Below are 24,728 nucleotides of genomic sequence, written 5' to 3'. Positions count from 1 at the left end.
CCATCGCGGTAGCCACGGTCATTCCACGTAGAAGACCAGATTGCCGTTGCGCGCCCGCGTGACCCACTCGATATCGTCGGGCGTCAGCTTCTTCGCCTTCAGTTGTTCGACCAGCCACTTGTTGGACCGCGCAGCCGCCCGAATGGCTTTCACCTCATCCGGCTTGCCCGGCTGATGCAGCGCGCCGGTTTCGATCGCCGTGTTGTAGCTGACGACCGAGAACCGCTTGCCGTGATAAGCCTTCACCGCATCCGGCAGGTTTTCGGCCCAGTTCATGCGCCGATATTCTTTGCGATCCTGCTGCGCACCGACAGGTGCCGCCATCACGGCGGCGATCGCAATTCCTGTCGCAAGAACCAGCTTTCTCATCGTAGGGGCTCCATCGAGAATTGGGGGCGCGAATTGGGGAAAGTCCCGCGACAATAGGCCGTTCGATGGGAAGAAGCATTGAGCCGGATCAACGCATCCAGGCGCTTGAGACATCGGACATCAATGTTTTCAACGTGTCGGCTACCACAGATGTTACGCGATGCTACGCCTGAAGAGCGCGGTGCAGTGGTAATATACAGTTAGGTAGAGGGTGGATTGGGCAACCGCGCTCTAACGCTTTCGTTGCATTTGAGGGAGAGTTTACTCGATGGCGAATGACCTGACCGTGCACCTTGTCGACGACCAGGAGATACCACGGCGATCCCTGACGTTCCTGCTGATATCCTCGGGCTTCGCGGTTCGCGCCTATGAGAGCGCTTCTGCGTTTCTGGATCAGTTGCCCGTCTCCGGCAGGGCTTGCCTCGTCAAGGTCACACGCATGTCCTGCACGGACGGGCTGCAGCTGCTGGAGCGGCTGAATGCGCTGAACGCGAACATCCCCACGATCCTTGTCGGCGGCGATGGAGACGTGGAGACGGCGGTACAGGCGATGAAGGCGGGTGCGGCCGATTTCATCAAGAAGCCGTTCGAGGACCAGGCGCTGATTGCCGCGATAAACCAGGCCACATCGCGCCGGGCGCCTTCCCCGCCGACGCCGGTTGATATCGAAACGGTCGCCAACCGGATGCGGCAGCTGACAGACCGGGAACACCAGGTTCTGGCCGCTGTTCTGGACGGTCTGCAGAACAAGATGATCGCCTTCAACCTCGGCATCAGCGCCCGCACCGTCGAGGTGCATCGCGCCAACGTCATGGCGAAAATGGAGGCGCGCAACTTGGCGGAACTGCTGCGCATGGTCTTGACGTCAGGCGGCATGCCGCAACCCGCCCCACCTCGCGGCCCGGCTCTACCAGCGGTACCGGCCAGGCTACTTTAAGCTGCGCTCGACAAAGCCATTGAAACCACACATGGTTATGGGATATGCTCCATTAGTAACGACTGAATAGAATTGCGTGATCGTGTCGGAGGGGCATCATGAGTAGCGCAAAAGTCGAATTATCAGGCGAACAAGCGCCGAAACCGGAAGACATCCTCCAGCAACTCGAGCGTGTTCTCGCCAGCGACGAGTTTCACTCGCCCGAGCGTGGCCGGAAGTTCCTGCGCTTCGTGGTCACCGAGACCCTGGAGGGACGCGCCCAGTTCCTCAAGGCCTTCACCATCGCCAATGAAATCTTCGGCAGGCAGAGTTCCTTCGACGCACAGAACGACCCCGTCGTCAGGATAGAAGCCGGCCGCATTCGCCGCGGCCTCGAGCGCTATTATCTCGTCGCCGGGCAGTCCGATCCGATCGTGATCACCATTCCCAAGGGTGGCTACGTCCCGCATTTCGATTATGCCGAGCCATCGCCTCCATCCGCCGATCCGGCGCCTCGTTCCGAGCCCACGACGACACGCGCACCGGCAGATCGCAAGGCGAGAGATACCAGATCATTCGCAGCATTGGCGGTTAGCGCGACACTCCTGATCGCCGCGACAGCCGGTTACTTCCTTTGGCCGGCGGGCTTGCTGACCGGCCGGATCGGAACGCATCAATCCCCGGTCGCCGAAACCTCCAGCCCGATGATCGTCGTCGAAAACTTCCAATCGGATGGAGAAGAAGGCGCGACCGCCGATATCGCCCACGGATTGAGGGATGAGATCATCGGCCAGCTTGCAACCTTCGACGACATCATCGTCGTCGCCGACCCATCGAGGGCCAAGGACGGAAACCTGCACGGCTTTGCCTTGCAGGGCAGCGTTCAGCGCGATGGCAACAGGCTGCGCTCCATCTCCCGTCTGATCCGCCGCTCGGATGCGGCTGTCATCTGGGCGAACAATTACGACGCCGATCTTGGCGCCAAGAGCATCCTGCAGATCCAGGCCGATATCGGGCAGGATATCGCGGTGTCCGTCGCCCAGCCCTATGGCGCGATCTTCGTCACCGATACCGACAAGATCGCCGAACCGTCCTTGAGCGAAATGGGCGGCGCCTACGACTGTACGCTCGCTTATTACAGCTATCGCCGGGGAATGGATGCAAAAAGCCATACCGCCGCCCGCGATTGTCTTCTCCGCGCAACCGAGCGCTTCCCTGATAACGCCACATCCTGGGCGCTGCTGTCGCTTGTCTATCTCGATGAAATCCGGTTCCGCTACAAGCTCGGCGCGCAGCCATCGCCCGAGACCATGACGCTGGCGACCAAGGCAGCCGAGCGTGCGACAGCGATCGCTCCGAACAATACCCGCGCGCTGCAAGCGGCGATGCTGGTGAGCTTCTTCACCAACGATATCGACAAGGCGCTGAAACTCGGCGCCGCCGCCTATGCCGCCAATGCCAACGACACCGAGGTCGCCGGCGAATACGGGCTGCGGCTCGCCATGTCCGGCAAATGGCAATCCGGCTGCGAGCTCGTCTCCCGCGCCGTCAACAAGGATGCCGGCCCCAAGGGATATTACGAAGTCGGCATGGCGCTCTGCGCCTTCATGCGTGGTGACCTGCAGGCCGCCGAGCTTTGGTCGCGCATGTCTGACCTGGAATACAACCCGATGCACCGCCTGGTTCTGCTCTCCATCCTTGGAGCGGAAGGCAAGACCAAAGAAGCCGCGCAACTGAGAGACTGGCTGAACGCCCACGCGCCCGAGATGATGAAGAACGTCCGCGAGGAAGTGTCCCGGCGTCTGCAGCGCCCGGAAGATCTGGAGCGCATGCTGACCGGGCTGCGCGCGGTGGGCGTCGGCAACGAGATGGCCGGCCTCAGCGCCGAACGCCCGAACGCAAACGGCCCAAAGTGAACCGACAGAGCGCGGGCGGCCAGCCGAACATTGCTAACGCAGGTGCGACGCATCCTTGATTTCACTGATCGCCGCGATGTCCTTGACGACCCGCGTCCCGATTGCGTCCTGCAGATCGAAGACGTTCTGGCCGGTCGTGTCGTGATCGAACCGCTTGGCCCATATCACCCGCCCGTCGGCGCTACGGATCAACCGCAGCTGTACATGCAGCGCATCGTCCGCGAAGGTGACGTTGCCCTGCAAGGCAAACACCGCGCTCCCCGCCTCGTCCGCGGGAGAAGAACTGGCGGGCGTCATGACCACGACGCCATCGAGCTTCGTCAGCTGCGAGATGATCTGGTCGTTAAGCCCCCTGGCAATCTCCGCGCCGCCCGACGGAGCGCCAAGGACAGCCAGCGGCTCGACGATAACACGCACACCGCCCACCTGGTCCTGCGCCGCCGCCGGTCGGTCCGGAGCCGGCGCAAGATACTCCTCAGGCGGACGAATAAGCGCCAGCATGGCGAGCGCCGCGAAGATGGCGGGAACGCCGACCGGCACCAGAAGATCGCGATAGCCGAGCTTGCGCGCACTCCGCCCCGGCTGTGCCGAGCCGCTCGCCAAGCCTGAGCCCGCAGCGGGCCTGCTCACCGGCCCCTCCGTCGCGGCTCGCCGCTCGAAACGTGGCGCGTAATGCCCCTTCGGAATGGTGATATGCACGGGGTCGCCGCTCCCGCAGACGAGGTAATAGCGCTCCAGCGCACGCCGGATGCGGCCGGCCTCGATCCTGACGACAGGATCGCTCTGCGCATCGAAATCCGCGCCGCGACCGAACACCGCCTGCGCAATATTATACGCGGTCAGCCCCTCGCTTCGACCATCGACCGCCTCTTCGACGATATAGCGCAAGAAACGGCGGCCACGATCCGGCGCCTGGAACTCGCGACTTCTCAAGATCCGCTCGAGCTGCTCGATGATCTCGGCACGGTTCTGTTCGGCGTCGCGGTTCTCGCCGTCGCTCGATGCCATCGATCCCTCCTGCGGAAAGACCCGGTCGTTTTGTGGGGCTGGGGTTTTGACCTTCAGGCGTTATACACCGCGCGCGCGAGGAGAACTTCCGTAGCACTACGTAAGGGGAATTTCGAATGTGCCGCGCCGCCCGATTTGCCTATTCTGTGGGGAATGGAGGGAGATACGATGTTGCATGTTCACGATCTGCGACAGGAGCCTATCCAAGTCCCCACGCGCCCACGCGCCTTCGAGCCTGCCGACCAGACGATCAGGCTGAAACAGGACCAGATCGTCTATAGCGAGGGCCAGAAAGTGCTTGCCTTCTACCAGGTGGAAGCCGGCGCGATCAGGATCTATCGGCTGATGTCGGACGGGCACCGGCATATCTTGTCTTTCTGCGCCAAGGGCGATTGGTTCGGCCTCGAACAGGGCGACTGCCGCGCCGATTTTGCCGAGGCAGTCTGCGAGGCGAGGATCCGCCCTTTCGCGACGACGGCAAACAGCACCCCCACGGGAAGCCTGCTCAACATCGCGCTCGCCAATCTGGCAAAGGCCCAGTCGCGGCAGCTGGCGATGATCGAGCAGAGCGCCTTGAAGCGCGTGGCCGTCTTCATCGAGGAGATGGCCGAACGCCACCCCGGCGAAAACGAATTCGACCTGATGATGTGCCGCAGCGACGTCGCCGATTATCTCGGCCTGACCATCGAAACCGTGGCCCGCTCCTTCACCAAGCTGCGCGAGAGACACATCATCCGCCTCAAGGGCAAGCTGCAGCGGCGCGTGCAACTGATGGACAGAGACGCGCTCGCCGCCCTCGCGCTCTAGGCTTGGTGAACGCGCAACGACAAATCGCAAACGATGTAACGCGCAGGAAACAGGAGGTCTCGATGACAAATGTTGCGCTTCGACATTCGCCCAAACGGCGCGGGCCGGCCCTGGCGATAACCATCGCCACGATCGCCCTGCCCTATCTCGCCGGCACAGCCACGGCTTATGCCGCCGATGATCCGTTGAAGAGCTTCCCAATCGTCATTCACTGCCAGCAGAAAGATACGACCCACATCTTCTACCTCTCCAGGGTCACCGACGCAGGTCTCGCAACCTACGTCGCCTCCGATCGCATCGCCGGCACCATCTCGCTCGACGGCCAGGCCAAGGCAGTCGTCGGCGGCGAAGGCGGCGGCAATTGCGTCGGCAAGACCCTTGCCGATCTCAGAGCCTCCCACCAGGCCTATGACCTGAAGCCGCAATGATCTCGCGGTGATCTTTTCGGTGGCCTTGCCATGCGCCGAGGGTGATGCGCAGCGACCACTCTAGTCAGCACCTGCCGCGACGTCGTATGACATCAGTATGGCAGCGTGGCAGAGGGACGCGCGATGGCAGGCAGTGACATTTCCAAAAATGCTGTCGGCTGGTCTCGGCCGCTCAGGCTGCATCTTGGCGTGCTTGTGGTCGCGTCGCTTCTCTTCACGTCGTTGCCGATCATCTGGATGGCATTCAGTCAGGGCACCAGCGCGGCGGTGACATCAGGTGCGCAACAGATGCGCCAGATGGGCCTGCGTTTGATAGAAGGATATCGCACGACCTTGCAGGGAGGCAGCGACGCTATCGCGCTCGCCTCGACCATGCCGCAGCTCGCCACGGCACCTTCCGAGGACTTCGACGCCAAGGAGAAGCTCTTTCTCGAGATCTTGCACAACGTTCCCAATGCAACAAGCGTCTACGCCGGATATCCTGACGGTTCCTATCTGCAGGTGATCAGCCTCATGCGCGAGGATGTGCGCCAGACGTTGTCGGCGCCGAAGGACGCGGTCTTCGCCATCCGTATGATCGCGCGCAGAGACCAGCCCGATGTCATCTCGACGCTGCGCTTTCTCGACGCCCAGGCTGATGTGATCGAGGAGCGCGCCGTCGACGACCTATCCTTCGATCCGCGAGACCGCCCCTGGTACCAGGCCGTCGTCCAGGATGCCAAGCCGGTCTCGGTCGGGCCGTATGTCGCGGGAACGCTGAAGGCGCCGACGTTGACGATCGCCGCACCGATGCGAAACAACGGCGAGGTCGTGGTCGGTATCAACATCCACCTGAGAACGATCAGCCACCTCTTGGACGCAAGCGAGATTTCACCCCGTGCCCGCGCCTATATCATTGATGGGGCGGATGATCTGGTTGCGCATTCCGACCCCGAGGTCATGAGCAGGCTGATGGATCTGTGGTCGCGCAGCACGGGTGGCATCGAGGCGACGGATCGCAACTTCGATACGAGCCTTGCGACAGTCATCACGCTCAGGCGGGACGCCACCTTCGCCGCCGGCGGTCTTGCCAGGCTCGACCTCGATGGCGAACGCTACCTCGTGCAAGTCGCGCCGATCAGCGTTTCCGGCCTCTTTGCGGGAAGCGAGGCGGCGATCGTCGTGCCGCTGGCTGATCTGGTGGCGCAGGCGAACCGGCTGTTGCTGCACAACCTCCTCGTTGCCGGCGGCTTCGTGATCGCCGGCGTGGTGGCAGCGGTACTTCTGTCGCGCATGGTCAGCCGCTCTCTTAACCAACTGGCGCAGGAGGCGCGCAGGATCGGCGATCTCGATATCCACGAAAAAGGCCTTTCACATTCATGGATCACCGAGATCAACACACTGGCGACTGCCCTTGCGGCAAGCCGCCATGCCATCGGCCAATTCGCGCTTTATGTGCCGCGCGAGGTCGTCCGGCGGATCGTCAATCCTCAAGGGCAAGCCGTCGCCAAGGCGAAACGGCAGGACGTCACCGCACTGTTCACCGATATCCGCGACTTCACGACCATCTCCGAGCAGCACACGCCCGAGGAACTGGTCGAAACGTTATCGGACTATTTCGAACTGCTGAACGACATCGCCGAACGGCATGGCGGAACCGTCGTCCAGTATCTGGGCGATTCCATCTTCGTCATGTGGAATGCGCCGGTGGAGAACGCGAGGCACGCGGAGCAGGGCTGCCGTTGCGCGCTGGCGATGAAAGCCGCCGTCGATACGCTGAACGACGCCAATCGCCAGGATGGTCGCCCCGTTCTGTTCACGCGCTTTGGATTGCACACTGGACCCGCCGTTGTCGGAAGCTTCGGCGCGGTGTCCCGCCAGCAGTACACCGCCATGGGCGACACGATCAACGTCGCGTCGCGGCTGGAAGGGCTGAACAAGGAGTTCGATACGTCCATTCTCGTCAGCGGAGGGCTCAGAGATGCGACCGCCGATCATTTCGACTTTCGCCCGCTCGGACCCGTGCAGCTCAAGGGCCGTGCCGGCAGGGTGGACGTGTGGGAACTACGGGGAGAAAGGGCAATCTGAGAAACTTGGCGTCGAGCGCGGCGCCAGCCGGCAGATGACGCTAAGGTTATTCAAGCGGAACGACGTCCGCCCCCGTTCGTTCTTCATGAACGAAAAGGAGGAGCAGACCATGTCAAACGTCGTCAGGAACGGCGAAAACGCCGCCAACAATGCCACCACATCCAATACATTCGGAAAATCCGTGGAGAGTCAGGCCCAGATCGACGATGCGGCCCAGACGGGCTCTCATGATCTCGGAGCCGGTGAAAAGCTCAATCTCTATCGGCTGGAGCCGATCGCAGCGGTTGACGACCCGCGTTGGGATAATGCACCCAACCATGGCACTCTCATCGTCGCCGCGCGGACATCGGGCGACGCGCGCATTGTCGCCGCGGCAGGCGAGCTGGACTTCATGGAAGTCGACGCAGCACCAGCCGATGATGTCACGACGGTCAATGCAAGCGCGTTTCGTGATGACAAGCTCTATACGGTGATCGAGATCGAACACGGCCGTGCTGATCTTCAAAGGGGTATTGTCGAGGGAACGGTCTCCGTTGACACCATCATATCCGTGCAGGTGTGACGCCTCGGCGTTGTCGAAGGCTCCGTTTTCTATTCTGCGGGGCCGCCGTGCATGGCGGTCCAATCTTGAGCAACCGCCTGCTTTTTCATCATCGGCCGAAAGCCATAGTTGCCGAACGGCGACACAATCGCGTGAGCATTTGTTTCACGCGTTCCAGCTATGATTTTTTGCCTAGCTTCCGCCCGAATGTTGCCGTTCTAGTCCGCGCTATTATGCAAGATCAGCGATGCCAGAAGGCGGCGTTCGGTCGGCTGGGCTTCCTACATCGCGTCGTGAGGGTATCGAATGGCTAATACATCGGCTTTGCGCCTGAATTTCGCTCTGGCGAGCGCGCTTGCTCTATTGGCAAGCGGCGTCGGCGCCCAAGCGGAACCGCAGCCTAACGCTCCCCCCGTACAGGTTTCAGCGGCGAGCGGATACAAGGTGCCGGAGCGCCGTCCCGTTCATATCGCCCGACAGGGTGACGACTCGATGCTTTCGACGCTTTTTGATGGCGGCGCCGGCAGCCCGGCCAAGGTGATGCGCGAGATGGGCGGCCTGTCGCTTTCCGCAAACAGCGATATCGCTTCGGCACTTGAAGCGTACTACGGCCAGCCGAAGTCCAAGCTGATCTGGGTGGACGCCAAAGGACCGAACGCCAAGGCGCGCCAGGCACTCGCTCTCCTGAAGCAAGCAGACGACTGGGGGTTGACCGCCTCCGACTACGCCGTTCAGGTGGATGGTCAGCAGAACTCAAAGACGCTGGCCGCGTTCGAGATGTCTTTGTCCAGCAAGATGCTGATGTTCCTGCAGGATAATTTCCGCGGCCGCATCGATCCGAACAAGCTGTCGAACTATTACGACTTCAAGCGCAAGCCGGTCGATCTGAAAGCGACGATGGCTCAGCTGGCCGCAGCCACCGGTCTGAACTCGGCGGTCGATCGCTTCATGCCCAGCAGCCCGAAATTCGCCCAGCTTGCCGCCGAATTGCATTGGCTGAAGACGTCGGGCCAGGGCGGCGACGCCTCGGTCAATATCAACAAGGTGATCGTCGCGATGGAAGAGATGCGATGGATGCCACAAGAATTCCCCGACCGCTACGTGTTCATCAACCAGCCGGCCTACATGGCTTACTACACGGAGAACGGCAACCTCACGCTGTCGATGAAGGCCGTGATCGGCCAACAGGATCACCAGACGAATTTCTTCGACGCCTCGATCAAGACGGTCGAGTTCAATCCGGATTGGGGTGTTCCTCAGTCGATCATCAAGAACGAGATGCTGCCGCACCTGAAGCGCGATCCCTCATATCTCGACCGAGAAGGCTACAAGGTCTCGGTCAACGGCAAGCCGATGCCGTCAGCCAAGGTCGATTGGACACAGCCGCTTGAAAACATTGCGGTCGTCCAGCCGCCGGGTCCTGATAACGCGCTTGGTCAGCTGAAGATCCTGTTTCCCAATCCGCATGCCATCTACATGCACGACACGCCGGCGCGCGGAAAGTTCGCCTCGCAGGACCGCATGTTCAGCCACGGCTGCGTTCGTCTTGAAAACCCGCGCGCGATGGCCGCGGCCGTGCTCAAGACGTCGCTGGAGTCGGTGGATCAGGAAATCTCCGCTGGCGAGAAGAAGGACGTGACGGTTCCCGAAGAGATCCCCGTTTACGTTTCCTATTTCACCGCATGGCCGACGGCCGACGGGATCATTCACTATTACGACGATATTTACGGCCGCGATACGCAGACCTTGAGCGCCATCTCCGCCACCTCGGCGAGCCGCTCTCAGCTCTGAACGCGGCCAATCGCGGAACAACACGCCCGAGAGGCCGTTAAGCCTATATCTCGGGATACACCCTGCCCGGGATTCTCCTGTGGCAAGGCGCTCCTGCTTTGGAGCGCTTTGCCGTCGGGGTTCAGGATAGGAGACGATCATGCACAATCGCGCCAAGCAGACAGCCGATGAGTACCGCCAGCTTGGCGGACGCCGGTTGGCGGCCTTTGACGACAACAAGGCCTCCACTCGGGCGTGGGACAAGGACACGCCGGAAGCCGAACGATTCTGGCAGACAAAGATCGCGCCCCTGCCTGAGAAGGAAAGAGCCGAGGTTCAGTCCTTCCTCCCTTCGATCATCGACGAAACTGACGAACCGCACGGCAAGCATTAATCCATAAACGCCGAAATGCGCCTGTAGCTACGGGCGCACTTCGTTCATCAGGCGCCACGCGCTTTCAAGCGTGGCGGGATCGCCGGCCATCTATCCCGTCAGGAATGGGTGGTCGTCGTGTTTTCCGGCGCTTCAGCAGCACCATCATCCTCGACCGGCCGCTTTGTCCGCATGACCTTGAGCACGAAGACGAAGAACGCGGGCACGAAGAAGATCGCGAGGATCGTCGCCGAGATCATGCCACCGAGCACGCCCGTACCGATGGCGTTCTGGCTTGCAGCGCTGGGTCCGGTCGCAATCGCCAGCGGGACGACGCCGAGCGTGAAAGCAAGCGACGTCATGACGATCGGTCGGAAGCGCAATTTCGCCGCGTCCACCGCCGATTCTAGCAGCGATTTGCCTTCGGCGTAGTAGTCCTTGGCGAACTCCACGATCAGGATGGCGTTCTTTGCCGAAAGGCCGATGATGGCGATCAGGCCGACCTTGAAGTAGAGGTCGTTCGGCATGTCGCGCAATATCACCGCGAGGACGGATCCGATCACGCCCAGCGGCACCACGAGGATGACCGACAGCGGGATGGACCAGCTTTCGTAGAGACCCGCCAGCAACAGGAAGACGAACAGGATGCTGAGGCCGAACAGGAACGGCGCCTGGCTGCCCGACGTGATTTCCTCCAGCGACTGGCCCGACCATTCGAAGCCGAAGCCTTCGGGCAACTCTGACGCGATGCGCTCCATCTCAGTGATCGCAGCACCTGTGGACTCTCCCGGCGCCGGCGCGCCGGAGATGCGCACGGTCGGATAGCCGTTATAGCCAACGATCTGCGGCGGGCCCTTCTGCCACTGCCCGATCGCGAAGGACGACAATGGAACCATGCCGCCCGTGGCATTGCGCACGTTGATCTTCAGCACATCCTCGATCTGCAGTCGGCTGCGGTCCTGCGCCTGGACGATGACGCGCTGCATCCTGCCCCGGTTCGGATAATCGTTGATGTAGGACGAGCCCAGATTGGCCGTGATCGCGTTGTTGATATCCGCGAAAGTGACGCCGAAGGTGTTGGCCTTCTCGCGGTCGATAACGAACAGCACCTGGGCGGCGTCGGGAAGGCCTTCCATGCGCACGCCGGTGACGACCTTGCTTTGAGCGGCTTTCGCCATCAGCTCGGCTGTCGCGTTCGCAAGTGCCGCCTGCCCCAGGCCGGCACGGTCCTGGAGACGGAAGGAGAAACCACCTGTCGTTCCAAAGCCTTCGATCGGCGGTGGCGAGAGGGCGAAGGACGTCGCATCCTTCAGCGCGAAAAGCTGCATGTTGGCCCGGTTGGCGATATCCTGCACCGAGTTGCCTTCACCGCGCTCCGACCAGTCCTTCAGCGTCACGAAGGCAAGACCGGCATTGGCGCCATTGCCCGAGAAACTGAAGCCTTGGATGGCCACGATATTGGCGACCGCCGGCTCCGCCTTGAAGATCGTCTCGATCTTCCTGATCGACTCGATCGTGCGGTTCGCGCTCGCTTCCGGCGGGCCCTGGATGTCAACGATCAGGAAGCCCTGATCTTCATCCGGCACGAACGACGTCGGCAGGCTTACGAACAGGTAGCCCAGACCGACGACGAGCGCGAGATAGACAACCATCATTCGGCCGGCACGGCGCGCCACTCCGGTGACCGACCTGGTGTAACGGTTGGTCAGCGCCTCGAACTTGCGATTGAACCAGCCGCCCGGGCCGCCCTTCTGATGATGACCGCCCTTGATGGGCTTCAGGAAGGTGGCGCAAAGAGCCGGCGTCAGCGATAGAGCAAGGAAGGCCGAGAACAGGATCGACACGACCATCGTCAGCGAGAACTGCCGATAGATGATGCCCGTCGAGCCCGGGAAGAAGGCCATCGGAATGAACACGCAGGACAGAACAAGCGTGATGCCGAGGATCGCCCCGGTGATCTGGCTCATGGCCTTTTTCGTCGCCGCCTTCGGCGACAGGCCTTCCTCGGCCATGATGCGCTCGACGTTCTCGACCACGACGATCGCGTCGTCCACGAGAATGCCGATCGCGAGCACCATCGCGAACATGGTCAGAACGTTAATCGAGAACCCAGTCGCATACATGACGGCACAGGTGCCGAGCAGCGCCACCGGCACGACCAGCGTCGGGATGACGGTGTAGCGGAAGTTCTGCAGGAAGACGAACATGACGATGAAGACCAGCACGATCGCTTCGAGCAGCGTGTGGATGACCTTCTCGATCGACGCCGAGACAAACGGGCTGGTGTCATAGGGAACGCTGTACTCGACCCCCTTGGGGAAGAACCGGCTCAGCGTCTCCATCTTGGCCTTGATAGCGGCGGAAACCGCGACGGCGTTGCCCGTCGAAGACAGCTGAACGCCGATGGCAGCCGACGGTTGCCCGTTGAGACGGCTGGTGAAGTTGTAGGATTCAGCACCCTGCTCGATGCGTGCGACGTCCTTCAAGCGGACCGCCGAGCCATCGGGATTGGCCCGCAGGATGATCTCGCCGAACTGTTCGGGCGTACTGAGCTGCCCCTGCACGAGAACGGTGGCAGTCAGGTCTTGGGTGATGGGGTTCGGGCTCGCGCCAATCTGGCCGGCCGCCACCTGCGCGTTCTGCGCGGTGATTGCCGCATTGATATCGTCGGTGTTGATGTTGAGACCGACCATCTTGTCCGGATCGATCCACACGCGCAGAGCGCGCTGGGCTGCGAAAAGCTGGGCACGTCCGACACCATCGATGCGTCGGATTTCGCCGATCACGCTTCGGTTGATGTAATCACCAAGCTCGACCTCGTCGCGACTGCCGTCGGTCGAGGTCATCGAGACGATCATGAGGAAGCCCGAGCTTGCCTCTTCGACCGTTACACCTTGCGTGCGAACGGTGGCCGGAAGGCGGGCTTCGACGCGACGGATCGCGTTCTGGACGTCGACCGAAGCCTGGCTGATGTCCGTCCCAGCGCGGAACGTGGCGTTGATGCTGACCGAGCCGGAATTGTCCGACGTCGATTCGAAGTACATCAGGCCGGCAACGCCGTTGAGCTCGTCTTCGATCTGGCGTGTAACGCCTTGATAGATTTCCTGCGGCGAGGCGCCCGGATAGCTCGTGGAGATCGTCAGCTGCGGCGGAGCGACCTTCGGATACTGTGCGATCGGCAGGAAGGGGATGGCAATGATGCCCGCGATGGAAATGAACAACGCGAAGACCCAGGCCAGGATCGGCCTGCGAATGAACAATTGCGCCATGATCGATTACTCCGATGTCTTCGCGGGCTGCTGAGTGGCGTCATTCGCCGCCTCGGCCGGCTTCCAGGCCTCCGGCGCAACCTTGGCGCCCGGCTGGACCTTCTGGACGCCATCGACGATGACAGTCTCGCCCTGCTTCAATCCGCCTTCGACCAGCCATTCGGAGCCGCTCGCTTGCCCGAGCGTAACCTTGCGAAGCTCGGCCGTGTTCTCCGCACCCAGGACATAGACCTGCGCCTGCCCGGTATCGTCGCGAATGACGGCCCTCTGCGGAATGGTAAAGGCGTCGTGGCGAACGGCCTGCTCAATGCGCACGCGCACGTACATTCCAGGCAGAAGATCGCCCGAAGCGTTCGGGAACTCGGCGCGAAGCGTAACCTGCCCGGTGTTGGAATCGACATTGGCGTTAGCGAAAAGCAGCTTGCCGGGTTCGGCGTAGAGAGAGCCATCGTCGAACACAAGTTCGACACGGGCCTCGCCCGGAGCCGTGCTGGCAAGCGTTCCGGCCGCGACCGCCCGCTTCAGATTGAGCAGTTCCTGCGCAGACTGGGTGAAGTCGGCATAGACGGGGTCGACCTGCTGGATCAGCGCGAGGTTCGATGTTCCATCCGCCGTCACCAGCGCACCTTCGGTGACCAGCGCAGCGCCGATGACACCGGAAATCGGCGCGCGGACCTCGGTATATTCAAGATTAATCTTCGCCTCGTCCAACCCCGCTTCCGCCGACGCGACATCCGCGGTCGCTTGCGCGAGGTTCACGGCTGCGGTGTCGTAGTCGATGCCGGAGGCGATGTTGCGATCGCGCAGGCTCTTCTGACGCTCAAGCTGCAGCCTCGCATTGTCCTGAATGGACTTCGCGCGCTGAAGGGCCGCCTCGGCGCTTGCGACGCGAACTTTGAAGAGACGCGGGTCGATGCGGTAGAGGACATCGTCCTTCTTGACCGTCGCACCCTGCTCGAAAACCCGCTCCTGCAGAATGCCGGAGACGCGAGCGCGGACTTCCGAAATGCGCGTGGCTGCGATACGGCCAGGGAGTTCATTGACGACAGGTACGTCCTTGCCCTTCAGCTCGATGACGGCCACGGCCGGCGGCGGCATTGCGCCGCCTTCCTGCGAAAAGGCCAGTCCGGACGCGGACAGGAAAAAAGTGGTGGCGATCAGGCTCGCCCGCAGGCGCGCCATTCGGCAACTACGTCGCATTCCGTATTCCTTCTTGATTGTGCACGCCTTGGGAGGGCGTCATGTCTTGTCCGCGTAGGAGAAGTAGAGCGAGCGAATCCCGTCGAGGATGTCGCGGCGTTCGGCCTCCGCCCAGGTGTGGAACGTAAAGAGTTCAGTACAGAAAAACCCCGTCAGCGCGAGGTAGGCCATCAGAGCGGCTTTTGGCCTGGCTCCTTCCGCCATCTTCCTGAGATCGAGATCGACCCACTCCCGCATCGTCTCTTGCAGTTTGTCACCGCTGGCCATCGAAGCACTGACAGCCATTGCAACCGCGCGATCGGTATCATCGATCGTGGTCTCTGCGGACGCTATGCGTCCGAAGAGTTCCGGATGCGGTGTATCCGCCGACGCCCGCACGCACTCCTCCACATGCGCGACGTCCACCTGGAACTTTCGATTGACGAGAGCTTCCAACAGCCCGCTCTTCGACTTGTGGTCGTAGACAACCCGCGCCTTGCTGACACCGGCCTCCTGAGCGACAGCATCGATGGACAATCCAGCCGCACCGAGGCGCACGACCACGCGCTCGGCCGCATCGAGAATGTCGTCTTCGCTGATTTTTCTCGTACGTCCCATCAAATGCCCCGGCTGAAGCATTCATTTACGAACGATCGTATTTAAATGCAATCACAAAATCCAAGGCTGCTTGATTTTCGTCAAGCAGCCTTGCCGTTACCGACCCTGTGGAGCGGCGTCTTGTGACTGTTGGATCTGATCGATCCACTGCTCGAGAGCAGCGGCAGCGGCATATCCCTGCGTAACGATTTCAGGGACTTGGTCGACATCCGGCAGGCTTCCAAGGCCGAGCGGTCCCATCGCGAACAAACCCGCGAACGCCTCGGGAGCCGCCGTCGTGCGCCCGCACCGGTCGACGAGAATGCCCAGATCCGCCTCGTCGCGCCGCGCCAGGCCCGCGCGCAGCACCGAGCGAAACAGCGGAGAATCCATGTCCGTCGGCCGCGAACGGCAATCCACCGTCCTGTCGGCGCAAAGAACCTCAAGACCCGCACGGCCCTGGATCAGGACGCCGTTCGTCGCGATACGCTCGACCTTGCCCTTTCGCAGCGTGATCTCACCTCTGGCGATACCAAGGTGCAGACGCTCGTAATGCTCGGGTGGCAGGCGGTTGCGGTGACTGTCGTAAATGGCGCGTACATGACGCTTGAACCGAGCGCGCTCTTCCGGGCTCAAGCCCTGCCACAGTTCGTGAGCGCGAAGCCTGAAGCCATTCATGATACCCTGCCAGTCGCCCCCTTGGGCGTTCGCTGCCTGTGCTGCCCGCCGCAGATAGCGAAAGGCGCCACGAAGCGTGTTAGGCAGCGGCTCCTCGGAGACGACCACTCCGACTGGCGCGCGCGTATGAGGTTGCGGCAGGAACCCTGACGCGGAGATCAAGGTGACGTGCTTGGCCTGACCGTCGGCAAGCAGCCGCAGCGCCCGATCGACAGCGCGGACACCGCCGCCAATGACAACGGCATCACCTGCTGCGGCTGCCGCCTCGCTCTCGCTGGCACTCTCACGCTGTCCATAACCGGTGGCGAGAAATACGGCGTCGAACTGCGCGCTTTGCCGGTAGCCAAACGTGACCGTAAAGCCGGTCCGCTCGTCATGATCGAGCGACGTGACAGCCTCCGGACAAATCTGCACGACGACATCTGTCCTATCGCGCAGCGCTTCGGAGAAGCGTTGATGGACATAATCGCTGAACAGCTCTCCTGGTACGAACAACTGTTCCAGCGTCGCCGGTGCCCGGTCCGCCGTGTCGGCGAAGCGCATGCCGGCTTCGAGCCAGTGCCTGAAATCATCGCGCGCATCCGGCACGATCGAGAGATCGCGAACGCGGCTGTTGAGCAGCGTCGCCGACGTCGGGGCCAATCCCTTACCGACATCGACCGTCCGCTGTGGATCATACATGACCAGATGAAATGGCCTGTCGAGCGTCTTCAAAAGCGCGATCGCGGTCATGAAGCCGGTGAAACCACGGCCGACAATTGCGATCTTGAAAAGGGAATTGGCGTTGAGAGCCTGCGGTCTGTTTCGAAAGCCGGACGGGATCTGCGTCATGCGTCGTTCCTTTCCTACGTCGAGCCGGGCGAGCCGGCCAATTTACTCGGATCGGTGTGAAGGCATATTTCTCTACTAAAATAATAGAAATTGTCGCGTTGAAGGCAAGGCGTTTTTTCGCGGGGCGTCCGACGCCCATTTTTAGCGAAGACCGACCACACAATCGCCACCGCCGAAATGACTTTTCATTCCGATAATAGTTTATGGATTTAATATTCTTTTCTTTCGCCGATGAATCCCGGATCGATAGTGCCCTCAGCCTGGGAGAGCGAAATGGACAAGATACCACATTCAACGGATCGAATTCGGCAGCTGACGGCCCGTCTGGCGAGCGAGGAGGAAGCGATAGCGACAGCGCTCCACTTGGCGCGCCGCTTCGCGGAGGGAGCATCGAGACGCGACCAGCAACGGCTGCTGCCCTATGAAGAGCTGGAAGCCTTGTCGCAATCCGGCCTGCTCGCGATTACCGTGCCTCCCGAATATGGGGGGATCGACGTGTCCAACGCCGTTCTCGCCGAGGTCACGGCAATCCTGTCGGAAGCAGATGGTTCGATCGGCCAAATCCCGCAGAACCATTTCTATATTCTGGAAGCACTGCGTACCGATGGAACCGAGGAGCAGAAGCGCTTCTTTTTCGGCCGCGCGCTGGCCGGAGACCGGTTCGGCAATGCTCTGTCGGAGCGCGGCACCAAGACGGTCGGCCATTACAACACGCGCATCACCCGCGACGGCATCGGCTACCGGATCAATGGCCGCAAATTCTACTCGACCGGCGTTATATTCGCCGACTGGATCACCGTCTTCGCGCTCAACGAGGATGACAACCTCACCATGTCATTTGTCCAGAAGGGAACCGAAGGCGTCGAGATCATCGACGACTGGGACGGTTTCGGCCAGCGCACGACGGGTAGCGGCACCACGGTTCTCAACAACGTCTATGTTCATGCCGACGCCGTCGTGCTGCATCACAAAGGGTTCGAGCGGCCGACCACCATCGGTTCGGTCGGGCAGATCATCCATGCCGGGATCGATCTCGGCATCGCCCGCGCGAGCTTTGCCGAGATGGTGGATTTCGTCAAAACGCGCGCGCGTCCGTGGACCGATAGCGGCGTCGACCGCGCCTCGGATGACCCGCTGACCATTTCCAAGGTTGGTTCACTGGCGGTCCAGCTGCAGGCCGCAACCGCCCTCATCGAAAGCGCCGGACTCAAGGTCGATATCGCGCAGATTGAGACGACCGAGGAGAATGTTGTCGCCGCAACGCTTGCGGTTGCGGCCGCCAAGGTGCTGTGTTCGGACGTGGCCATAGACGCCTCGAACGTTCTGTTCGAGCTTGCGGGCACGTCTTCGGCCAGCACCGATCTCAACCTCGATAGACACTGGCGCAACGCCCGCACGCACACGCTGCACGACCCCGTTCGCTGGAAATACCATGTGGTCGGCAACTATCACCTGAATGGCGTCGCACCGCCGAAAAGCGGTGCTCTCTGATACCAAAACAGAAGCCCCGCGCTGGACGGCACGGGGCTTTTTCATGCGCGAACGACCGCAACCTAGCTATAGAGGCTGACGGCCGGGATCTTGTCGCTGAGCACGAATTCACCAACCTCACGGGCTTTGTAGAACACCGGATCGTGCAGCGTGTGCGTGCGAACGTTCCGCCAGAACCGATCGAAGCGGTAGGATTCGGCCGTGGAGCGCGCGCCAGTCAGCTCGAATATCCGTGACGTGATGTCGAGCGAAACATTGGTCGCATGCACCTTGGCGGCGTAAGCCTCGGTGGCAGCCTCGCCCCGCTCGCGCGCGGTGACGCTGCTGCCGCGGGCGAGCGCGTTTTGAACTGTAAGCGCCGCCGTATCGGCCAGGGCCGCGGATGCGCGCAGCGATGCCGTGAATTCGCCGACGCGTTCCAGGATATAGGGATCCTCCTCGGCGCGCGCGACACCGGATGTGATCCACGGACGCGTCGTCTTGCGCACATAATCCAGCGCCTGATGCAACGCCCCCTCGGACGTACCGATATAGAAGTTGACGAAGACCAGCTGGATCAGCGGCGTGTTGAAGCTCGCGAGCACGGACGGCTCGGCACCTTCATCAACCGGCGCACCGATGAAATCCTCATTGTAGACGGGGAAATCGTGAAACTCGACGCTGCCGCTGTCGGAAAGGCGCTGGCCGATATTGTCCCAATCGTCATTGGCGACGTAGCCCGGCCGGTTGGTCGGGACGGCGAAGCTGGCGATCCGGCCTGCGAGCGTGGCGTTGGCGTTGATGTAATCGGAGATGCGCGCCGCCGTCGAAAACGACTTCTTGCCGTTCAGCACGTAGCCGTTGCCGCGCCGTGTAAGCATCAGGCCGGGATCGCGCGGATTGACCGCCGCACCCCAGTAGAGATTGTTGGCGACAGTCTCGGCGGAAAGCGCGTGAGCACGCGCGCGGTCATCAAGTGCCCAGTCGATGTACTGGCTGTTGACGAAGTGATAGCCCAGCAACTGGCCGATCGAGCTTTCGCCGCGCGCCAGGATGCGCACCAGCTTCAAACCATCGACCCAATCGAGACCGCCGCCACCGAGCGCCGGCGCATGCAGCGCGTTCAGCAGGCCGGCATTCTTGAGCTTGACGATCTCGTTCAGCGGCGGGCGCCCCTCGCGGTCGAGCGTTGCCGCCCGAAGCGCGAGATCGGCGGAAATCTCATGCGCACGGCGGAACAGTTCGTCGCGGGTAGTGCCTCGACCAGCGACATGGACAACATTGGATTGGCTCATCGGAAACTCCCATTTTCTAAAGAAGGGCGGTCCGGCGACGCCTCGCGCTGTCGCTGGACCGCGGGCGTTGGCTGTCAGAACAGTTTCGCGGGGATCCAGGGTGCGGTTACGACATCGCTGGAATTGAAGGCCGGCACCTTTTGCGCCAGATCCTCGATCGTTTTGACCTTGGCCGATCGCAGCGCCTCCTGCGTGAGCAGTGTCGGCTTAACGATCACGCTGTGGGGAACCTCCTGCCCGGCGATCTGCAAGGCGGCCGCACGAACGGACACGGCGCCGACAACGGCCGGATTGGTTGCCACAGTCGCAACCCACGGACTTCCCTCTTCCGTAATCTCCTGGATGTCAGCCGTGGACACGTCTGCGGAATAGATCTTGAGCTTGGACGAGATACCCAGGTCATTCGCCGCCAGCTTCACGCCGCGAGCAAACTCGTCATAGGGGGCGAAGACGACGCTGATGTCAGGATTGGCCGTCAGCGCCGCCTTCGCCTGGTCCGCCGTCGATGTCGCGGTCGTGTCGCTCACATTGCCGAAGCGCGCCTTTTCGACCACGCCCTTGTTGTCGGATTTGAATTTCTCCCAGACCTCGTTGCGGCGATCGAGTGGCGCAAAGCCGGCCACGTAGACATAGCCCGCATTGAAGCTCGCGCCGTTGTCCTTGACGGCCTGCTCCAGCGCCTGCCGGGCAAGTTCGTGATCGCTCTGTTCGATCTGCGGGATCTTCGGATTGTTGAGATTGACGTCGAAGGCAACGACCTTGACGCCCTTGTCGAGCGCCTGCTGCACGACATCGCCAAGCGATTCCGGCAGACCATGATCCACGACGATCCCCTGAACGCCAAGGTTTACGGCCTGGAGGATCTGCTCGCGCTGTTCGGCGGCATTCTGGCGGCCGGGGAAGACGCGCAGATCGATGCCGAGCGCTTTCGCCTGCGCCTCGGCACCGGCCTGATAAGCCTGGAAGAAATCTCCGGCGGAGATGTAGCTGATGAGGGCAAGCTTGACGCCGCCCTTGTCGAAAGGCGCCGGCGCGCCGGGCAGCCCCTCAGCATGCGCCGGGCTCGACACGGCAAAGACGATAGCGGCGGCGGAAAGCGCCAGGCGGGTGAAGATCTTCATGATGCGCTCCTCGAGAAAGTGAACTGGCCGGGGATCAATTACCCGTCATTTGATTAGCGTATATTTTCTACCTTTTTAGTAGATAAAAACATGCGATCTTTGCTTCGGCGGGGAAAACTTTGTGCATTTCGGATGCGGCACGGGAAACGCCTTGCCTGTCGCACTCGGCGGTTCCGGGTCACCTTATCGCGCATGGACACCGTCGTTCACGACCGAGCCGCGCCCTTATTTCCGGGCGACGAGCACAAGAGACAACGGCGCTTATCCGTCTACGCCGAGCCGACACCGCCCCATCCGCACGCATTGAACCAATCCTGGCCCCTCATGTCCCTGCTGTCCATAGACAACCTCACACGAAGCTTCGGATCGACACGCGCCTTGTCGGGAGCCTCGCTTTCGATCGCACGTGGCGAGATCGTTGCGCTCATGGGCGCCAACGGCGCGGGCAAGTCGACGCTGGTCAAAATCCTCTCCGGTGTGCTTGCCGCCGACGGTGGCAGAGTGGCGGTCAACGGCCAGCCCTTCGCACCGAAGACACCGGCGGAAGCTGTCGAGCGCGGTATCGTCACCGTCCATCAGTCCACCGACCTCGTCGGCGCCGCAGGCTTGACCGTTGCCGATGTTCTGTTGCTCAATCGCTTCGCGGACGGCAGCACGCCGTTCTTCCTCTCCAAGCGCGCCATCCGCTCGCAGGCAAGGGCGATGCTCGATGCAGCAGGCTTTTCCCTGCCGCTCGACCGCGACTTCGCCGATCTCAACGCCGCCGATCGGCAATTGCTCGCGATCGCACGCGCACTCGACAACAAGGCCGATCTGCTGATCCTTGACGAGCCAACGGCCAGCCTGTCGATCGAAGAGAGCCAGCGTCTATTCGAGGTGCTGCTGCGTCTGCGCTGGCAGGGCCTGGCTGTCCTCTATATTTCCCACCGCACGGCCGACCTGCGGGCGATAGCCGATCGGGCATTGGTGATGCGCGACGGCCGTGTTGTCAGCGCCCTTGAGCAGCCGATCGACTTCAGTGCCGCGATCGCGGCCATGATCGGCCGCAAGATCGAGGCGACACGACCGAAGCCGCGCGATCATTGCAGCGCGGTGGTGTTCGAGATGAACGATGTGCGGCTTCTCCCCGACAGCGGGTCATTTGATCTGGCCCTTCGCGAGGGCGAGGTCGTCGCCGTTACCGGCGTGCTCGGCGCCGGCAAGAGCCGGCTGCTGTCAGCGATCTTCGGCACGATCCCGCTCACGTCAGGGACCATGCGCCTGGATGGACGACCATACCGCCCAAGCGGACCGGCGGCGGCCCTTGTCGCGGGCGTCGTCATGGCCGCGGAGGACCGGCATCGCTCGTCGTTGCAGCCACCCTCTTGGCCGGGCAACAGTGTGGCCGCGACAATCAGCCTGCCGCATCTGCGCCGATGGTACCCACACGGATTTCTATGGGGCGCGCGCGAAGGGCGCGAAGCGGAAAAGGCGATCGACAGGCTGCGGATCAAGGCCGCCGGACCCGATGCGTCAATCTGGACGCTATCGGGCGGCAACCAGCAAAAGACCATCCTGGCGCGATGGGAAGCAGAACCGAGCCGGCTGTTGCTTTTGGACGAACCGTTCCAAGGCGTCGATGTCGGCGCGCGCCAGGACATCATCGAGGCGATCCGCAGCCGCACCGACCGGGCAACGCTGATCGCCACCTCGGACCTGGAGGAAGCCTTCGCGGTCGCCGACCGGGTCCTTGTCATCGATCACCACAGCATCAGCCCCATACAAAACGATAAATCGCTGCCGAGGGAATTTGAGCATGAGCTCCATTCAGAATGAAACATTGAACCCGCCGCGCACGGGTCGGCGCGGTCGCGCCCTCATAGACCACGTGGCTGCGATCATTCGCTCGGGCGCGGTCTTTCTGTTGCTGCTGGCGCTGATTGTCGGCTTCACGGCCGCACAGCCGGCCTTCATCAACATCAACAATCTCATGAGCATCCTGCAGGCCGTATCCGTTGTCGCGATCCTCGGCGCCGGCGTCACGGTGACGCTCGCCGTCGGTGGCTTCGACCTCTCGATCGGCGCGATCGCCGCCTCGAGCGTCATGGCGGCAAGCTACGCTATGATCGTGCTCGGGCTTGACGCCCTCGTGACCGTTCCCCTGGTGCTTGCCTTCGGCGCGTTGGTCGGCCTGATCAACGCCTTTGCCATCGTCCGGTTGAAAGTGCCGGATTTGCTGGCGACGCTGTCGATGATGTTCTTGCTGTCGGGCCTACAGCTGATCCCGACCGCCGGCCGCTCGATCTCCGCCGGCCTCATTCTGCCGGATGGCTCGACGGCGTCGGGCATCTTCGATCCGCGTTTCCTTCTGATCGGCAGGTACAGCATCGCCGGTACGGTTCCCGTCTCCGTCATCCTAATGGTGCTCGCCGCCATCTTTCTCCACGTATTGACGGAGCGTACGCGCGTCGGTCGATTGCTCTTTGCCACCGGCGGAAACGAAGTGGCGACACGACTTGCTGGCGCATCGACGACGCGCCTGAAGACGCTCGCCTATGTCATCTCAGGCACACTGGCATCCCTCGGCGGCATCATCATTGCCGCGCGTGTCGGGCGTGGCGATGTGTCGTCGGGTGGGTCTCTCCTGATGGACGCCGTCGCCGCGTCGCTCATCGGCTTCACCGTCATGGGGCTGCGCCGGCCGAATGTGCTGGGCACCATCGTCGGTGCAGTGTTCATCGGCGTGTTGCTCAATGGGCTGACCATGCTGAACGCACCCTACTATACGCAGGACTTCGTCAAAGGGGCTGTGCTCGCGGGCGCGCTTGCCCTGACCTATGGTCTCGGCAAAGCGCAGCAATAGGCGATGGCGCCGGCACCGAAGCGTGAGACTACGGCCGATCATCACGGCCTTGGGCGGCTGAAAAATCGCCTATCGTGGCGCGCCGCCTCCTCCGGTTCATTTCCCACCGGAGCCGCCATTTGGAAAAGCGTTTCTCTCAATTCCAAATAATCTACATATTCTATGGATATTAATCATTGAGGGACGTGAGATGACTGAACCAACCTTGTCCGGCCTCGGCCGCCGCGAAATCCTGAAATTCGCTGCCGTTGCCGGCGCCACCTTCGCCGGCACCAGCCTCCTTGCCGGCCCCGCTGCGGCGGCCGACGACGATGGGCTTTCCCTGAAGGGCAAGCGCATCGCCATCAGCGCCACCGGCACCGACCACTATTTCGACCTGCAGGCCTATAACGCTCAGATCGAGGAAGTGAAGCGCCTTGGCGGCGAGCCGATCGCGGTGGATGCCGGCCGCAACGACGGAAAGCTGGTCGCGCAGCTGCAGACGCTGGTGGCGCAGAAGCCCGATGCGATCGTCCAGATTCTCGGCACGCTCAGCGTCATCGACCCTTGGCTCAAGAAGGCGCGCGACGCGGGCATCCCGGTTCTCACCGTCGACGTCGGCTCGACCAACTCGATCAACAACACGACGTCGGATAACTGGGGTATCGGCAAGGATCTGGCGCTGCAGCTGGTCTCCGACATCGGCGCCGAAGGCAACATCGTGGTCTTCAACGGCTTCTACGGCGTCACGCCCTGCGCGATCCGCTACGACCAGCTGGTCAATGTCGTGAAGTACTTCCCGAAGGTGAAGATCATCCAGCCGGAACTGCGCGACGTGATCCCGAACACGGTTCAGGACGCCTTTACGCAGATCACCGCGATCCTCAACAAGTACCCGGAAAAGGGATCGATCAAGGCCATCTGGTCGGCCTGGGATATTCCCCAGCTCGGCGCCACCCAGGCGCTTTCCGCCGCCGGCCGCACCGAGATCCGCACCTATGGCGTGGATGGAAGCCCCGAGGTTTTGCAGCTCGTCGCCGACCCGAATTCGCCGGCCGGCGCCAACGCCGCGCAGCAGCCCGCCGAGATCGGCCGCACGGCGATCCGCAATGTCGCCAGACTGCTCGCCGGCCAGACGCTTCCGCGCGAAACCTACGTGCCGGCGCTGCTTGCCAACAAGGCGAACGTCAACGACGTCACCAAGAAGCTCGGTATCGGCTGATTGCGGACGGGTGATGCGGCAGCCGCCGCGTCACCCTCGTCTCCACTGGG

20 protein-coding genes are annotated in these 24,728 nt (G+C 62.0%); 12 read left to right on the top strand and 8 right to left on the bottom strand.

Translation table 11 applies throughout. The annotated features are described in order from the left end of the window. Positions 1-18: 18 nt before the first annotated feature. Positions 19-369, bottom strand: a complete 351-nt coding sequence (locus D460_RS0102375) for a hypothetical protein (protein ID WP_018896897.1) — start codon at positions 367-369, stop codon at positions 19-21. A gap of 268 nt (positions 370-637) precedes the next feature. Between D460_RS0102375 and D460_RS0102370 the strand changes: the two genes are divergently transcribed. Next, the gene (locus tag D460_RS0102370; protein WP_018896896.1) at positions 638-1,306 is read left to right on the top strand and encodes a LuxR C-terminal-related transcriptional regulator; all 669 of its coding nucleotides are present in this window, start codon (positions 638-640) and stop codon (positions 1,304-1,306) included. Positions 1,307-1,404: 98 nt separating this feature from the next. After that, positions 1,405-3,201, top strand: coding sequence for a hypothetical protein (locus tag D460_RS0102365; RefSeq protein WP_018896895.1), 1,797 nt, complete (start codon positions 1,405-1,407; stop codon positions 3,199-3,201). A 33-nt stretch (positions 3,202-3,234) separates the two neighbouring features. On the opposite strand, the gene D460_RS0102360 is transcribed toward D460_RS0102365, so the two are convergent. Continuing rightward, positions 3,235-4,209: a hypothetical protein gene (locus D460_RS0102360; RefSeq protein WP_018896894.1), complete on the bottom strand. Its 975-nt coding sequence runs from the start codon at positions 4,207-4,209 to the stop codon at positions 3,235-3,237. Between the two features lie 168 nt (positions 4,210-4,377). Here D460_RS0102360 and D460_RS0102355 point away from each other — a divergent pair, with 168 nt between their 5' ends. From D460_RS0102355 to D460_RS0102330, 6 genes are all read left to right on the top strand, one after another. Continuing rightward, the gene (locus tag D460_RS0102355; RefSeq protein WP_018896893.1) at positions 4,378-5,016 is read left to right on the top strand and encodes a helix-turn-helix domain-containing protein; all 639 of its coding nucleotides are present in this window, start codon (positions 4,378-4,380) and stop codon (positions 5,014-5,016) included. A gap of 62 nt (positions 5,017-5,078) precedes the next feature. After that, the gene (locus tag D460_RS32440; protein WP_018896892.1) at positions 5,079-5,444 is read left to right on the top strand and encodes a hypothetical protein; all 366 of its coding nucleotides are present in this window, start codon (positions 5,079-5,081) and stop codon (positions 5,442-5,444) included. Positions 5,445-5,567: 123 nt separating this feature from the next. Continuing rightward, positions 5,568-7,511, top strand: a complete 1,944-nt coding sequence (locus D460_RS0102345) for an adenylate/guanylate cyclase domain-containing protein (RefSeq protein ID WP_018896891.1) — start codon at positions 5,568-5,570, stop codon at positions 7,509-7,511. Positions 7,512-7,620: 109 nt separating this feature from the next. Continuing rightward, the gene (locus D460_RS0102340) at positions 7,621-8,073 is read left to right on the top strand and encodes a hypothetical protein (RefSeq protein ID WP_037110771.1); all 453 of its coding nucleotides are present in this window, start codon (positions 7,621-7,623) and stop codon (positions 8,071-8,073) included. Positions 8,074-8,358: 285 nt separating this feature from the next. Next, positions 8,359-9,843 (top strand): L,D-transpeptidase family protein, encoded by a 1,485-nt coding sequence (locus D460_RS0102335; protein ID WP_037110683.1) that lies wholly within the window; start codon positions 8,359-8,361, stop codon positions 9,841-9,843. Positions 9,844-9,982: 139 nt separating this feature from the next. Next, positions 9,983-10,216: a hypothetical protein gene (locus tag D460_RS0102330; RefSeq protein WP_018896888.1), complete on the top strand. Its 234-nt coding sequence runs from the start codon at positions 9,983-9,985 to the stop codon at positions 10,214-10,216. A gap of 98 nt (positions 10,217-10,314) precedes the next feature. Here D460_RS0102330 and D460_RS0102325 read toward each other — a convergent pair whose 3' ends face one another. From D460_RS0102325 to D460_RS0102310, 4 genes are all read right to left on the bottom strand, one after another. After that, positions 10,315-13,464, bottom strand: a complete 3,150-nt coding sequence (locus tag D460_RS0102325; protein ID WP_018896887.1) for an efflux RND transporter permease subunit — start codon at positions 13,462-13,464, stop codon at positions 10,315-10,317. Positions 13,465-13,470: 6 nt separating this feature from the next. Further along, the gene (locus tag D460_RS0102320; RefSeq protein WP_018896886.1) at positions 13,471-14,646 is read right to left on the bottom strand and encodes an efflux RND transporter periplasmic adaptor subunit; all 1,176 of its coding nucleotides are present in this window, start codon (positions 14,644-14,646) and stop codon (positions 13,471-13,473) included. A 57-nt stretch (positions 14,647-14,703) separates the two neighbouring features. Beyond that, on the bottom strand, positions 14,704-15,282 hold the full coding sequence (locus D460_RS0102315; protein ID WP_245267697.1) for a TetR/AcrR family transcriptional regulator: 579 nt from the start codon (positions 15,280-15,282) through the stop codon (positions 14,704-14,706). Between the two features lie 75 nt (positions 15,283-15,357). Further along, the gene (locus D460_RS0102310) at positions 15,358-16,749 is read right to left on the bottom strand and encodes an FAD/NAD(P)-binding protein (RefSeq protein ID WP_018896884.1); all 1,392 of its coding nucleotides are present in this window, start codon (positions 16,747-16,749) and stop codon (positions 15,358-15,360) included. A 273-nt stretch (positions 16,750-17,022) separates the two neighbouring features. On the opposite strand from D460_RS0102310, the gene D460_RS0102305 reads away from it, so the two are divergent. Then, the gene (locus D460_RS0102305; protein WP_018896883.1) at positions 17,023-18,240 is read left to right on the top strand and encodes an SfnB family sulfur acquisition oxidoreductase; all 1,218 of its coding nucleotides are present in this window, start codon (positions 17,023-17,025) and stop codon (positions 18,238-18,240) included. A gap of 62 nt (positions 18,241-18,302) precedes the next feature. Here the strand turns inward: D460_RS0102305 and D460_RS0102300 are convergent, their stop codons facing one another. Then, on the bottom strand, positions 18,303-19,514 hold the full coding sequence (locus D460_RS0102300; protein ID WP_018896882.1) for an acyl-CoA dehydrogenase family protein: 1,212 nt from the start codon (positions 19,512-19,514) through the stop codon (positions 18,303-18,305). Between the two features lie 74 nt (positions 19,515-19,588). Beyond that, complete coding sequence (locus D460_RS0102295; RefSeq protein WP_018896881.1) at positions 19,589-20,635, bottom strand: substrate-binding domain-containing protein; 1,047 nt, start codon at positions 20,633-20,635, stop codon at positions 19,589-19,591. Positions 20,636-20,959: 324 nt separating this feature from the next. Here D460_RS0102295 and D460_RS0102290 point away from each other — a divergent pair, with 324 nt between their 5' ends. From D460_RS0102290 to D460_RS0102280, 3 genes are all read left to right on the top strand, one after another. Continuing rightward, positions 20,960-22,450, top strand: coding sequence for a sugar ABC transporter ATP-binding protein (locus D460_RS0102290; RefSeq protein ID WP_018896880.1), 1,491 nt, complete (start codon positions 20,960-20,962; stop codon positions 22,448-22,450). Further along, positions 22,431-23,477: an ABC transporter permease gene (locus D460_RS0102285; protein WP_018896879.1), complete on the top strand. Its 1,047-nt coding sequence runs from the start codon at positions 22,431-22,433 to the stop codon at positions 23,475-23,477. The genes D460_RS0102290 and D460_RS0102285 overlap by 20 nt, the downstream gene beginning before the upstream one ends. A 190-nt stretch (positions 23,478-23,667) precedes the next feature. Continuing rightward, positions 23,668-24,678: a sugar ABC transporter substrate-binding protein gene (locus D460_RS0102280; protein WP_026282708.1), complete on the top strand. Its 1,011-nt coding sequence runs from the start codon at positions 23,668-23,670 to the stop codon at positions 24,676-24,678. Positions 24,679-24,728: the final 50 nt, after the last annotated feature.

The organism is Rhizobium sp. 2MFCol3.1, from assembly GCF_000377565.1.
GTDB lineage: Bacteria > Pseudomonadota > Alphaproteobacteria > Rhizobiales > Rhizobiaceae > Rhizobium.
Note: the sequence above shows the minus strand (reverse complement) of the source record. Positions and strands in the feature narration are given on the sequence as shown.